The organism is Bradyrhizobium sp. DOA1, assembly GCF_001593325.1.
Taxonomy (GTDB): Bacteria; Pseudomonadota; Alphaproteobacteria; order Rhizobiales; family Xanthobacteraceae; genus Bradyrhizobium.
This window is the reverse complement of sequence record NZ_JXJM01000001.1, coordinates 4452224-4466331: the sequence shown is the minus strand read 5'-3', so window position 1 is coordinate 4466331 and position 14108 is coordinate 4452224. Positions and strand designations below refer to the sequence as shown.

Annotated in this window: 10 protein-coding genes; all 10 read left to right on the top strand. The window is 65.9% G+C overall.

Going from position 1 to position 14108, the window contains the following annotated elements:
- Positions 1–3: 3 nt before the first annotated feature.
- On the top strand, positions 4–3273 hold the full coding sequence (locus tag SE91_RS20970) for a transglutaminase family protein (protein WP_061848939.1): 3270 nt from the start codon (positions 4–6) through the stop codon (positions 3271–3273).
- Between the two features lie 27 nt (positions 3274–3300).
- On the top strand, positions 3301–5826 hold the full coding sequence (locus tag SE91_RS20965; protein ID WP_061848938.1) for a circularly permuted type 2 ATP-grasp protein: 2526 nt from the start codon (positions 3301–3303) through the stop codon (positions 5824–5826).
- On the top strand, positions 5823–6701 hold the full coding sequence (locus SE91_RS20960; RefSeq protein WP_061848937.1) for a transglutaminase family protein: 879 nt from the start codon (positions 5823–5825) through the stop codon (positions 6699–6701). The genes SE91_RS20965 and SE91_RS20960 overlap by 4 nt, the downstream gene beginning before the upstream one ends.
- Positions 6702–6917: 216 nt before the next feature.
- Entirely contained in the window at positions 6918–7745 is an 828-nt protein-coding gene (locus SE91_RS20955; protein WP_061848936.1) for an HD domain-containing protein, read from the top strand.
- A 121-nt stretch (positions 7746–7866) separates the two neighbouring features.
- Positions 7867–8778 (top strand): alpha/beta fold hydrolase, encoded by a 912-nt coding sequence (locus tag SE91_RS20950; RefSeq protein WP_061848935.1) that lies wholly within the window; start codon positions 7867–7869, stop codon positions 8776–8778.
- Positions 8779–8929: 151 nt separating this feature from the next.
- Positions 8930–9556 carry a GTP cyclohydrolase I FolE gene (gene folE / locus SE91_RS20945; protein ID WP_060735506.1) on the top strand — a complete coding sequence of 209 codons (627 nt, stop codon included), beginning with the start codon at positions 8930–8932 and terminating at the stop codon, positions 9554–9556.
- A gap of 27 nt (positions 9557–9583) precedes the next feature.
- Positions 9584–11107 (top strand): FAD-dependent oxidoreductase, encoded by a 1524-nt coding sequence (locus SE91_RS20940; protein WP_061848934.1) that lies wholly within the window; start codon positions 9584–9586, stop codon positions 11105–11107.
- A 125-nt stretch (positions 11108–11232) separates the two neighbouring features.
- Entirely contained in the window at positions 11233–11808 is a 576-nt protein-coding gene (locus tag SE91_RS20935; RefSeq protein WP_061848933.1) for an HdeD family acid-resistance protein, read from the top strand.
- Between the two features lie 119 nt (positions 11809–11927).
- Entirely contained in the window at positions 11928–13139 is a 1212-nt protein-coding gene (locus SE91_RS20930) for an ABC transporter substrate-binding protein (protein WP_061848932.1), read from the top strand.
- Positions 13140–13344: 205 nt separating this feature from the next.
- Positions 13345–14108 (top strand): acyl-CoA dehydrogenase family protein (locus SE91_RS20925; protein WP_197489573.1); only part of this gene is annotated, 764 nt, incomplete at its 3' end.

Sequence of the window (14108 nt, the reverse complement as noted above, 5' to 3'; positions counted from 1 at the left end):
CCCGTGTCGATCTACGTCGCATTGCATCACGTCACGCACTACAAATACGACCGCCCGATCGACCTCGGCCCGCAGACCATCCGGCTACGGCCGGCGCCGCATACGCGGACGCCGATCCTGAGCTATTCGCTCAAGGTCACGCCCTCCAATCATTTCGTGAACTGGCAGCAGGACCCGCAGGGCAACTGGCTCGCGCGCTACGTCTTTCCGGAAAAGACGACCGAGCTGAAATTCGAGGTCGACTTCACGGCGCAGATGACGGTGGTCAATCCGTTCGACTTCTTCGTCGAGCCCTATGCCGACAGCTTTCCGTTCGAGTACCCCAAGGATCTCGAGACGGAGCTCGCGCCGTATCTCGAGACCATCAAGCCCGATCGTCTGTTCGCGCAATATCTCGATACGATCCCACAGGAAGCCCCGAACACCGTCAACTTCCTGGTCGAGCTCAATCGCGAGCTGCAGAAGAAGGTTCGTTACATCATCCGCATGGAGCCGGGCGTGCAGACGCCGGAGGAGACGCTTGCCTCCGGCGCCGGGTCGTGCCGCGACTCCGCCTGGCTCCTGATTCAGACGCTGCGTCATCTCGGTCTCGCGGCGCGGTTCGTCTCCGGCTACCTCGTCCAGATCCGTCCGGACATCGATCCGATCGAGGGACCGCCGGAGGTGGAGACCGACTTCACCGACCTGCACGCCTGGGCCGAGGTCTATCTGCCGGGCGCGGGCTGGGTCGGGTTCGATGCGACCTCCGGCATGCTCGCGGGCGAAGGGCACATCCCGGTTGCGGCAACGCCGCATTATCGCTCCGCCGCGCCGATCTCCGGCGGCGCCGGTTTTGCCGAGGTCGAGTTCGCCTTCGACATGAGCGTGAAGCGCATCCGCGAGGCGCCGCGCATCACAAAGCCGTTCTCCGACGAATCCTGGGCGCGGCTCGACGATCTCGGCGAGCAGGTCGACGGCGATCTCGCGAGCGCCGACGTGCGGCTCACCATGGGCGGCGAGCCCACCTTCGTCTCGGTCGACGATCTCGAAGCCGGCGAATGGAATACCGAAGCAGTGGGCCCAACCAAGCGCGCGCTCGGCGACGATCTGATCCGCCGGCTGCGCACGCGCTTTGCGCCCGGCGGCCTGCTGCATTACGGCCAGGGCAAATGGTATCCCGGCGAGAGCCTGCCGCGCTGGGCCTTCGGCCTGTACTGGCGTAAGGACGGCGTGCCGATCTGGAAGAACGCCGATCTCATCGCGAAGATCGCGCACCCACGACGGCCGGAGGTCACTGACGCCGAAGCCTTCATGGAAGGCACCGCCGCGCGGCTCGGGCTCGACCTCGGCTACATCATGCCGGCCTATGAGGATCCCGCGTACTGGCTGCAGAAGGAGGCCGAGCTTCCGGTCAACGTCGATCCGACCGATTCCAAACTGTCGGATCCCGAAGCGCGCGCGCGGATGGCGCGGGTGTTCGACCAGGGCCTCAACACGCCGCGCGGCTTCGTGCTGCCGATCCAGCGCTGGAATGCCCCGCCGCGCTGGCGCAGCGAGCGCTGGCCGCTCCGGCGCAACCATCTGTTCCTGATGCCGGGCGACTCGCCTCTCGGCTTGCGCCTGCCGATCGGCTCGCTCGGCTACGTCCCTCCCAACCAATATCCCTACGTCGTCGAGCAGGACCCGATGGAGGCGCGGGGCAAGCTGCCGGTGTTCACACTTCCCGCGCGTCCGGAAGCGCCGCCGCGGCTCGAGCCCGAGCATCTCAACACCTCCGTCCCGGTACGTACCGCGATGTCGATCGAAGTCCGCGACGGTGTGCTCTGCGCCTTCATGCCGCCCGTCGAGCGCATCGAGGATTATCTCGAATTGGTCTCGGCGCTCGAAGCCACCGCCGAGGAGATGCAGCTCCCCGTCCATGTCGAAGGCTATCCGCCGCCGTTCGATCCGCGCATCGAGGTCATCAAGGTGACACCCGATCCTGGAGTCATCGAGATCAACATCCAGCCGGCCAGGAGCTGGCGCGATGCCGTCGAGATCACCTCCGGCCTCTACGAGGACGCAGCGAAGGTGCGTCTCGGCGCCAACCGTTTCCTGGTCGACGGCCGCCACACCGGCACCGGCGGCGGCAATCACGTCGTGGTCGGCGGTTCGAGCCCGCAGGACTCGCCGTTCCTGCGCCGGCCGGACCTGCTGAAGAGCCTGGTCTTGTACTGGCAGCGCCATCCGTCGCTGTCCTATTTCTTCTCCGGCCTGTTCATCGGGCCGACCAGCCAGGCGCCGCGTATCGACGAGGCCCGCCACGACAGCATCTACGAGCTCGAGATCGCGCTTTCGCACGTGCCGCCGCCAGGCTATCAGACGCCGCTATGGCTGGTGGACCGGCTGTTCCGGCATCTGCTCGTCGACATCACCGGCAACACCCATCGCGCCGAGATCTGCATCGACAAGCTCTATTCGCCTGACGGCCCTACGGGGCGGCTCGGCCTCGTCGAATTTCGCGCGCTCGAAATGCCGCCCGATCCGCGCATGTCGCTGGCGCAGCAGCTCCTGATCCGCGCGCTAATCGCAAAATTCTGGCGCGAGCCGCAACAGGGCAAGTTCGTGCGCTGGGGCACCGCACTGCATGATCGCTTCATGCTGCCGCATTTCATCTGGGACGATTTTCTCGATGTGCTCGGCGAGCTGAAGCAGTTCGGCTACCCGTTCGAGCCGGAATGGTATCTGGCCCAGCTCGAATTCCGCTTTCCCGCCTTCGGCCGGGTGCATCATGGCGGAGTCACGCTGGAGCTGCGCCAGGCGCTGGAGCCCTGGCACGTGCTCGGCGAGGAGGGCTCGGCCGGCGGCACCGTGCGCTATGTCGACTCGTCCGTCGAGCGGCTCCAGGTCAAGGCGGAAGGCTTCGTCGAGGGCCGCCACATCGTCACCTGCAATGGCCGCCGCCTGCCGATGACTTCGACGGGACGCTCGGGCGAGGCGGTGGCCGGCGTCCGCTTCAAGGCCTGGCAGCCGGCCTCGGGCCTGCACCCGACCATCCCGGTCCATGCGCCCCTGACCTTCGATCTCATCGATAGCTGGAACGGCCGCTCGCTCGGCGGCTGCGTCTACCACGTCGCCCATCCCGGCGGCCGCAACTACGACACCAAGCCGGTCAACACCTACGAGGCCGAGGCGCGGCGGCTGGCGCGCTTCCAGGACCACGGCCACACGCCGGGGCCGATCCAGCCGCCGCCCGAGGAACGCACAAATGAGTTTCCGCTGACCCTCGACTTGCGGACCCCGCTCCTGCAATGAGTATGATGGTGGGGCAGGGAGAGGCGCATGGGCGAGGGCGCAGCCGAACAGGACGACAAGGCGGGCAGGGCGAAAGGCCAGCGTGAAGGCCAGCGCCGCCTCGCGCAATGGGTCCGCGACTATCGCCGCCTGCCCGGCATTCCCGATGAGTTCCTCGGGCCCGACGGCGCCCCGCGGGCGGTCTGGAGCCGCTTCTTCGATGCGTTCGGCGCGCTCGCGCCGGACGAGGTCGAGCGGCGCTTCGCCATGGCCGACCGTCATCTGCGCGAGGCCGGCGTCACCTACCGCGCCCCCGGCGACAGCGCCGACCGGCCGTGGTCAGTGAGCCATCTGCCGCTCCTGATCGACGAAGCCGACTGGCGGCAGCTCTCCGCCGGCATCACCCAGCGCGCCGAATTGCTGGAGCTCGTGCTCCGCGACATCTATGGCGAGGGCCGTCTCGTCGCCGAGGGCGCGCTGCCGGCCGCCGCGATCGCGGGCAGCCCCGAATATCTCCGCCCCGTCTGCGGCGTGCTGCCACCGGGCGGGCGCTATCTTTCGATCTACGCCGCCGACGTCGGCCGTGGCCCCGACGGCCGCTGGTGGGTGCTCGGCGATCGCACCCAGGCCCCTTCAGGCGCGGGTTACGCGCTGGAGAACCGCCTCGTGCTCTCGCGCGCCTTCTCCGATCTCTACAAGTCGATGAACGTGCCGCGCGTCGCACCGTTCTTCGAGGCGTTCCGCGACAGTCTGCGTGCGCGGGCCGATCGCGACGAGCCGCGCATCGGCGTGCTCTCCCCCGGCAGCTTCAGCGAGACCTATTTCGAGCATGCGACGCTGGCGCGCTATCTCGGCTTCCTGCTGGTCGAAGGCGATGATCTCGCCGTCAGCGAGAACCGCATCCACATCCGCACCGTTGCCGGTCTCAAGCGGCTCGACGTGCTGCTTCGCCGGGTCGATTCCAATTCACTCGATCCGCTCGAGCTTGATGCCTCCTCGCGGTTGGGGGTGCCCGGCCTGATCGATGTCCTGCGCAAGGACGGCGTCGTCGTCGCCAACATGCCGGGCTCGGGCGTGCCGGAGGCGCGGGCGCTGCTCGGCTTCCTGCCGGCGCTCAGCCGCCGCCTGCTCGGCGAGGAGCTGAAGATGCCGCATATCGCGACCTGGTGGTGCGGTCAGCGCGTCGCGCGAGACGAAGTGCTGGCGCGGCTCGACGAGGTCGCGATCGAAGGCGCCTACCGGCGCGGCGTGCCGGGCTTCGACAGCAACGGTCCGGTGCTCGCGAGCGAGCTCGAACCGAGCGAGCGCCAGCGCCTGGTCGAGGCCATCACCGCGCGCGGCATGGACTATGTCGGCCAGGAGGTGGTGCGGCTCTCGACCATGCCGGTGTGGGAACAGGGCCAGCTCACGCCGCGCCCCTTCGTGCTGCGCGTGTTCGCGGCTGCCACGCCCGACGGCTGGGCCATCATGCCCGGCGGCTTCTGCCGGATCGCCGAGCAGGCCGATGCACGCGCGGTGTCGATGGGCGACGGCGCCCGCGCGGCCGATGTCTGGGTCGTCTCGGACAAACAGGTCTCGACCGCGACGCTGCTGCCGGCGACCGACAAGGTGCGCATCCGCCGCATCGCCGGCGTGCTGCCGAGCCGCGCCGCCGACAATCTGTTCTGGCTCGGCCGCTATCTCGAACGCGCCGAGGCGACGCTGCGTCTGGTGCGCGCGCTGGGTTCGCCGAGCGGGCCTAATAAGGGCACCGCCGCGTCGCTGCAATCGGCCGAACGCATCCAGCGCCTGCTGGTGGCCTGGGGCGCGATCTCGCAGACCTCGCGCACCGCGCCGGGCCGCATCGTTGCCGAAGCGCTGCAGAGCGAGACGCATTTCGGCTCGGCGCTGTCGCTTGTGCGCGCGGCGCAGCGTACCGCGACCTCGCTGCGCGAACGCCTGTCGCCCGATGCCTGGCAGGTCATCACCGAGATGGCCGAGCGTCTCGCTTACGAGGTCGAGGACGACGACAGCGTCGTGAGCGCGGCCGAGCTGACCTTGCAGGAGCTGGCGAGCTTTGCAGGGCTTGCGCAGGAGAACATGAACCGCGCCGCCGGCTGGCGCTTTCTCGACGTCGGCCGCCGCATCGAGCGCGCCATCAACACCACGCGCTTCACGCGCCAATTCGCCTATGACGAGGCCGGCGACGAGGATCTCGACATCCTGCTGACGCTGGTAGATTGCCAGATCACCTATCGCTCGCGTTACCTGCTGGCGCCGATCCTGGCGCCGGTGCGCGATCTCGCCGTGCTCGACGGCTACAATCCGCGTTCGGTGGCGTTCCAGGTGACGACGCTGAACGAGCACATCGCCGCGCTGCCGAGCCTGAAGGAGCACGGCCTGATCGAGAAGCCGCAGCGGCTTGCGGTGGCGATGCAGGCGATGCTCGCGACCGCGGAGGCCGAGAAACTCGAGGTCAAGACGCTGTTCGCGCTGGAGCAGGATCTGCTCAGCCTCGCCGAGGCGATCGGACAGCACTACTTCCCGCACGGCCCCAATGCCAGCCGGCCGGAAAAGCTGACGGGGCTGGCGTGATCTACGACATCCGTCACGTCACGACATACGAATATGAGAGCCCGGTCAGCTTCGCCCGCTGCACGCTGCGGCTGGAGCCGAGAAGTGGCAGCGGCCAAGAGCTGATATCGCACCGCGTCGAGATCCGTCCGCGTCCGGCCGAGCGCACTATCCGCCGCGATTTCTTCGGCACGCTCACCGAGAGCGTGGTGATCGAAGCCGCCCATCGCAATCTGCGGATCGATTCACGTTCGCGCGTCTCCGTCTCGCGCCAGCCGCCGGCGCGCGATGCCGCGAGCCCGGCCTGGGAGACCATTCGCGATATCGCTTTCGAGGCCACGAGCCTCGGGCCGTCCTCGCCGGTCGGCTATGTCTTTGCGAGCCCCTTGGTGCCGGTGCTGCGTCCGGTCAGTGCTTATGCGGCTTTGAGCTTTGCGCCCGGCGCGGGCATCCTCGCCTGCGCCGTCGATCTCATGCGTCGCATTCGCAGCGAGTTTCGCTATGATCCCAAGGCGACGGTGATTTCGACGCCGCTCGGCGAGGTCTTCGACAAGCGTCACGGTGTCTGCCAGGACTTTGCCCATGTGATGATCGCGGGACTGCGCGGGCTCGGTCTACCGGCGGCCTATGTCAGCGGCTACCTGCGCACCATTCCGCCGCCGGGCCAGGCGCGGCTGCAAGGCGCCGACGCCACCCATGCCTGGGTCGCGCTGTGGTGCGGGGCCGAACTCGGCTGGGTCGATCTCGATCCGACCAACGATCTCCTGGTCGCCGATGACCATATCGTGCTCGCAATGGGGCGCGATTTTTCCGACGTCTCGCCCATCGACGGCATCATCGTCGGTTCGCCGAAACAGAAGCTCGGCGTCGCCGTGGACGTGGTGCTGGTCGAATAACCGCAATCTTGCGGTCTGGACACAGGCCGCCTTAGGCTGTATCGCGCCGTTATTGCAACCGCGATATGGCGGATCGCACCTGCAACATATTTTCGTGTTGTCGTTCCAGGATTTGGTCCCTCGGCCCAAGATGGGCTATGCTGGCCGCTGCGCCGAGGACAAGAACGAAACATCGGGAGCTGGCGTGGGACACCACCGACGAGCGGGGCTGCATCCATGATGACGTTACCGAGGCTGGCGGCTGAATCCCTGGAGGAATTCCTCGGAAAGTTCATGCGTCGCCGGTACGATGAGACTTCTGCCAACATCGTCGAGAGCGCGACGCGCACCGCGATGGAATGCATCGGCAACAGCGATGCGCTCTATCACAACATCGAGCACACGATGCTGGTGACGCTGGCCGCCCAGGCCATCCTCCGCGGCCGAAGCCTTCATACCCATCTCTCGGCCGAGGATTACGTCCATGTCCTGATCGCCTGCCTCGCCCACGATATTGGCTATGTACGCGGCCTGTTTGAGGAGGATGATTCTGACGGCTTCGTGATTGACGCGTCCGACACCAAGATCTCGCTGCCGCGCGGGGCATCGGACGCGAGTCTCATGATGTATCATGTCGATCGCTCGAAGCTCTATGTGACGCGGCGGCTGCGGCACATTCGCGGGGTAGACCCGGACCGCGTCGCCCGCGCCATCGAGGGGACGCGCTTTCCCGCCCGCGAAGGGCAGGAATATGACGACGAGGCCTCGATCCTGCGCGCGGCCGACTTCATCGGTCAGCTCGGCGATCCTAACTATCTGCGCAAGGCCAATGCGCTCTATTACGAGTTCGAGGAGGTCGGCATCAACCGCCAACTCGGCTACGACTCCCCCGCCGACATCGTGAACCGCTATCCACAATTCTATTGGAACAGCGTCGCACCGCACATCCAGACCGAGATCGGCTACCTCAACAAGACCGAGATCGGCCGGCAATGGATCGCCAATCTCTACAGCAACGTGTTCCGCGCCGAACGCGATATCGCGCTGTCCGGCCCGCAGAGATAGGCTAGGCTCTCGCGGACCTCGTAGCCCGGATGAGCGAAGCGATATCCGGGGCCGGCGATGCGTGATCCCGGATGTCGCTTCGCTCATCCGGGCTACATCGCGATCAGATCGTGAGCAAAGCATGCAACCAAAATCCATCACCACCGATGTCCTCGACATCGCCTATCTCGAATATGGCGGCTCTGACGGCTGGCCCTGCATCATGGGCCACGGCTTTCCCTATGACGTGAACGCCTATGCCGAGGCTGCACCGATTCTTGCCCAGGCCGGCGCCCGGGTGCTGGTGCCCTGGCTACGCGGCTACGGGCCGACACGGTTTCGCTTCCCCGAGACGCTACGTTCCGGCGAGCAGGCGGCGTTGGGAGCCGATCTTCTCGCCTTCATGGACGCGCTCGGCATCGAGCGCGCCGTCGTCGGCGGTTATGACTGGGGCGGACGCGCGGCCTGCGTGGTCTCGGCGCTCCATCCGGAGCGCGTGATCGGACTCGTCTCCGGCAATTCCTACAACATCCAGAACATCGCCCGATCCATGGAGCCGGCCTCGCCGCCGGAGGAGGCGGCGCTCTGGTATCAATATCTCTTCCACAACGAGCGTGGCCGCCGCGCGCTGGAGCGCAACCGGCGCGGCTTCGCCCGCCAGCTCTGGTCGATGTGGTCGCCGAAATGGACGTTCGACGACGCGACCTTCGAGCGTAGCGCGATTGCGTTCGACAACCCTGATTACGTCGATGTCGTGATCCATTCCTACCGGCACCGCTATGCGCTGGTTGATGGCGATCCCGCTTATGCGGGAATCGAGGCGAAGCTCGCCGCACAGCCACAAATCCGCGTCCCCACGATCGCCATCGACGGCGACAGCGACGGCGTCAATCCCGGCACCGCGCATCATGCGCGCAAGTTCGAGGGCTTCTTCGAGCGTCGCGTATTCGCGGGCGCCGGTCACAATCTGCCGCAGGAGCGGCCGGCCGAATGGGCAAAGGCTGTGCTCGATCTTCGGAAAGGTGCCGAACGATGGCCGGCATATCTTCGATAGCCTGACTCCTCACCTTGAGGTCCCAGGGGGAGCGCGTCCGCCAACGCCCGATCCTTTCGATTTTTCCCGATCCTGGGAACCTTTTGCAATCGCAGCCGTCCAAGCTGTGGGGCCGCCATTGTCTGCGGCCCGTTGCAGGGGAGGTCGTTCGATGAAGTCACAACCGCGTCGGCTGGAACGTGTTGCGGTGGCGCAGGCGCCGAGCGACCGGCCTGACAGGGCGGAGGTCGAGCAGGCGATCCGGACCATGATCCGTTGGGCCGGCGATGATCCCGCGCGCGACGGTCTGCGCGAAACGCCTGATCGCGTCGCACGCGCCTTCGAGGAGTATTTCTCAGGCTATGCGCAGGATCCGACCGAGATCCTGCAAAAGACGTTCGAGGAGATCGAGGGCTACGACGAGATGATCGTGCTGCGCGGTGTGCGCTTCGAAAGCCATTGCGAGCACCATATCGCGCCGATCGTCGGCCGCGCCTGGGTCGCCTATATCCCGCGGGGGCGCGTCGTCGGCATCAGCAAGCTTGCGCGCGTGGTCGACATCTACGCCAAGCGCCTCCAGATCCAGGAGAAGATGACCGCGCAGATCGCCAATACGATCAACGACGTGCTGAACCCCGAAGGCGTCGGCGTCATCATCAAGGCGACGCATCACTGCATGACCACGCGCGGCGCGCACAAGCCGGGGACCGATCTCGTGACCAGCCGTATGCTCGGCGTGTTCCGCGACAATGCGCTGACACGTCAGGAACTGCTAGGGCTTGCCAATTCAGACGATTGATCCGCCGGAGTTCAAGGAGGCGTCACCATGGCCGAGGACAACAAGCCGAGCGGACCCGACCTGACCAAAGGCGTGTCGCTGACCGCGTTCAACGACGGCAAATTGCTCGGCCATGTCGGCGAAGAGAATGTTCTCCTGGTCCAGGCTGGCGACGAGATCTTCGCGATCGAGCCATCTTGCAGCCATTACCACGGCCCGCTCGCCGAAGGTCTGGTGGTCGGCGACACCATCCGCTGCCCCTGGCATCACGCCTGCTTCTCCTTGCGGACGGGCGAGGCCACTCGCCCGCCGGCCTTGAATGCGCTGGCGGTCTGGGACGTCTCGCGCGATGGGGACAAGATCGTCGTGCAGCGCAAGCGCGAGGCGCCTAAACCAACATCAGCTCATCGTAGCGCACCGACGCCGGAGAAATTCGTCATTGTCGGCGGCGGCGCAGCCGGCTTCGCGGCGGCCGAGACGCTCCGGCGCGAGGGCTTCGCCGGGGCCATCACCATGCTCAGCAATGACGGCGCGATGCCGGTCGATCGGCCGAACCTCTCCAAGGATTACCTCGCCGGCAATGCGCCGGAGGATTGGCTGCCGCTGCGCGGCGAGGACTATTATCAGGATGCAGACATCGATCTCAGGCTGAACGTAGCCGTCTCCGCGATCGACCCGAAGGGGCGAAGCGTCACGCTGGGCAATGGCGACAGACTGCCATTCGATCGGCTGCTGCTTGCGACCGGCGCCGAGCCGGTCAAACTGCAGATTCCGGGCGCGGACCAGCCGCATGTCCACACCTTGCGGTCCGTCGCCGACAGCCGCGCCATCATCAAGGCCGCGAACAGTGCGAAGCGCGCCCTGGTGATCGGCGCCAGTTTCATCGGCCTGGAAGTCGCCGCGTCCTTGCGGGCGCGCAAGCTGGAGGTCCACGTGGTCGCGCCCGAGGAGCGACCGATGCAGAAGGTGCTCGGCCCCGAGATGGGCGATTTCGTCCGGTCGCTGCATGAAGAGAACGGCGTTTTCTTTCACTTGAAGGACACGGTGGAAAGTCTCGACGGCATGCGGGCGACGCTGAAGAGCGGCGCGGTGATCGAGGCTGACATCGTCGTGGTCGGCATCGGCGTCAAGCCGCGCCTTGCGCTCGCCGAGCAGGCGGGGCTCGCAGCCGATCGTGGGGTCAGCGTAACCGAGTATCTGGAGACCAGCATATCCGGCATCTTCGCCGCCGGGGACATCGCGCGCTGGCCCGATCCGCATTCGCGACAAACCATCCGTGTCGAGCACTGGGTCGTGGCGGAGCGGCAGGGTCAGACCGCGGCACGCAACATGATCGGCAGGCGCGAACGCTTCGACGCGGTGCCGTTCTTCTGGTCGCAGCATTATGACGTGCCAATCAACTATGTCGGCCACGCCGAGAGCTTTGACGACGTCGCGATCGACGGCAGTATCTCCGCCAAGGACTGCCTGTTGAAATACCGCAAGGCCGGACGCGTACTGGCGGTTGCCTCCATCTATCGCGATCTCGACAACCTGAAGGCTGAGCTCGAGATGGAGCGGTCGCGGGCCTGACACCCGCATTCGATCTTGATTTGGGTCAATGTTGCTGCTGGTGGGGCTGCTCTGCTGCCTATCGTCCCGGTACGGCCCGTGCTATCCTGGATTGTGCCTCCGGGCTTCGCAGCAGGAGTGGCGTCATGACAAGTGCTTCGGATACATCCCAGCGTCTTGGCCTGGGCTCGGGCAGCGCGACGCTGCATGCCAAATGGGGCTGGATCGTCGCGCTCGGTATCGTCTACGTCGTCGCCGGCTTTGTCGCGTTCGGCAGCGTCGTGATGGCGACTGTGGCGAGCGTGATCGTGGTCGGTGCCATGATGATCGTCGCCGGCGCGGCCGAGATCATCGGTGCGTTCCAGATGAAGAGCTGGGGCAAGTTCCTGATCTGGGCCTTGCTCGGCGTGCTCTACGTGGTCGCCGGCTTCCTGACCTTCGCGAACCCGTTGTTCGCGGCAGTCCTGCTGACGCTCTTTCTGGGCGCATCGCTGATTGCCTCTGGCGCCGTCAGGCTGTTTCTCGCCTTCAGCATGAAGCGGGAAAGTCCGTGGGTGTGGGTCGCGCTCTCGGGCGCAGTCACGCTGCTGCTCGGTCTCTTGATCGTAGCTCGCTGGCCGGTGAACAGTGTCTACATCCTCGGACTGTTTCTCGGCATCGACCTGATCATGGCCGGCGCCGGCTGGATCAGCCTGGGTTTTGCTTTGAAGCGGCGCGGCTAGGCAAAGCCATCAGCAACTCGACGCAAGACCGACTGGTGGAACTCCGGTGAGCTGACGCGCTGACAAAAAGCAGCACGCCGCGTGATCGTCTCGTGCGGCGATGATCACGGGGAGAAACCATGAAAGCCGCTTTGGTCCTGGCCGCAGCGCTCGCTGCCGTCTGCCTGTCCACGCCCGCCGCCGCACAAAAGTCCTACGGTCCCGGCGTCAGCGACACCGAGATCAAGATCGGCAATACCATGCCCTATAGTGGCCCGGCTTCGCCGCTCAGCATCACCGGCCGGGTGATCGCGGCCTATTTCGACGAGGTCAACGAGAAGGGCGGCGTCAACGGCCGCAAGCTCAATCTGCTTTCGCTAGACGACGCCTTCTCGCCGCCCAAGACCATGGAAGCGGCACGGCGGCTGGTCGAAGGTGAGGGCGTCGCCTTCATCTTCGCGACCATGGGCACCGCGCCGAGCTCAGCCATCGCGAAGTACCTCAACAGCAACAAGGTGCCGCAGCTGTTCCTGATCAGCTCGGCCTCGAAGTGGAACGATCCGGCCAACATGCCGTGGTCGATGGCGCTGCCCTGGGCGCCGAACTACACCAGCGAGGCCGCGATCGACGTCGCCTATGCCCGCGCCAAGAACCCAAACGCGCGCTTTGCGGTGCTCTACCAGAACGACGACGCCGGCAAGGAATATCTGCGCGGCGTCAAGGAAGCGCTCGGTGCGGACGCCGACAAGGCGATCGCGATGGCATCGAGCTTCGAGGTCGCCGATCCCACCGTCGATTCCCAGGTGCTGACGCTCGCCAACACCAAGGCCGACGTCTTCATGATCTACTCGGTGACCCCGCGCGCCTGCGCGCAGGCGATCCGCAAGGCCCATGAGGTCGGCTGGCAGCCGACGCGCTTCCTGGCTAGCGGCTGCGCCAACAAGGCGACGGTGATGGTGCCGGCGGGCCTCGATGCCGGCAAGGGCGTGCTCTCGCTCGGATCGCTCAAGCCGTTCGTCGCCGAGCCGAAGAACGATCCGGCGATGACGGCCTATATCGATTTCATGAAGAAGCGCCTGCCGAATGCCGACGTCAACAACGTCGCCGGCCTCTACGGCTACACCGTCGCCGAGGCGCTGGTGGTGCTGCTGAAGCAGTGCAAAGACAATCTGACGCGCGAGAACATCATGGCGCAGGCGGCGAATATGAAGAACGTGCCGCTCTCGCTGCTGATGCCCGGCATCACCCTCAACACCACCCCGCAGGATTTCCGCCCGATCAAGGACGGCTACATGCTCCAGTTCGACGGCAACGACTGGGTCATCGCGAGCGAGCTGCTGCGCGGGACCTGACGTGCAGCGGAGACGGTGCACCCTCTCCCCCTGTGGGAGAGGGTGGATCGCCGCAAAGCGGCGAGCCGGGTGAGGGGTATGTCTCCGCAAAGCAAGCTGCTTCGAGTGCGCCGATGGAGACCCCTCATCCGGCGCTTCGCGCCACCTTCTCCCGCAAGGGGAGAAGGGAAGAGGTGCAGTCAGCCAACGCGAACCGGAGACCACCATGGACTTCCAACACTCCGCCCGCTCGCTCGAGCTCCAGCACCGCGTCCGCCAGTTCATTCGGGCGCATGTCGAACCGGTCGAGGATCTCTATTACGAGCAGGTCAAGCCGGAAGCCGCGCGCTACAAGACGCCGCAAATCCTTCAGGACCTGAAGCGGCTGGCGCGGGAGCAGGGGCTCTGGAACCTGTTTCTCTCCGGCGAGCACGGACCCGGGCTCACCAATCTCGAATATGCGCCCGTGAAGGAGATCATGGGCCGCATCCTCTGGGCGCCGGAGGTCTTCAACTGCTCGGCGCCCGACGTCGGCAACATGGAGGTACTGGCGAACTACGGCACGCCCGCTCAACAGCAGCGCTGGCTGCAGCCGCTGCTGGAAGGGCGCATCCGCTCCGGCTTCTCGATGACCGAGCCGCAGGTCGCCTCCAGCGATGCCACCAACATCCAGTGCGAGATCCGGCGCGACGGCGGCGACTACGTCATCAACGGGCGCAAGTGGTTCACGTCGGGAGCCATGAACGAGGATTGCGAGATCCTGATCGTGATGGGCAAGACCGCGCCGGATGATCCCGACCGTCACCGCCAGCAGTCCATGATCCTGGTGCCCAAGAATACGCCGGGCGTGCGCATCGTCCGCGACATGCTCACCTACGGCTATGACGACGCCCCGGTCGGCCACCCCGAGATCGTCTACGAGAACGTGCGCGTGCCCGCCGAGAACATCCTGCTCGGCGAAGGTCGCGGCTTCGAGATCGCGCAGGGGCG

Coding starts and splice junctions, on each gene's coding strand:
- SE91_RS20965 (WP_061848938.1), top strand. CDS start 3,301: ATGGGCGAGGGCGCAGCCGAACAGGACGACAAGGCGGGCAGGGCGAAA.
- SE91_RS20955 (WP_061848936.1), top strand. CDS start 6,918: ATGATGACGTTACCGAGGCTGGCGGCTGAATCCCTGGAGGAATTCCTC.
- SE91_RS20950 (WP_061848935.1), top strand. CDS start 7,867: ATGCAACCAAAATCCATCACCACCGATGTCCTCGACATCGCCTATCTC.
- folE (WP_060735506.1), top strand. CDS start 8,930: ATGAAGTCACAACCGCGTCGGCTGGAACGTGTTGCGGTGGCGCAGGCG.
- SE91_RS20940 (WP_061848934.1), top strand. CDS start 9,584: ATGGCCGAGGACAACAAGCCGAGCGGACCCGACCTGACCAAAGGCGTG.
- SE91_RS20935 (WP_061848933.1), top strand. CDS start 11,233: ATGACAAGTGCTTCGGATACATCCCAGCGTCTTGGCCTGGGCTCGGGC.
- SE91_RS20930 (WP_061848932.1), top strand. CDS start 11,928: ATGAAAGCCGCTTTGGTCCTGGCCGCAGCGCTCGCTGCCGTCTGCCTG.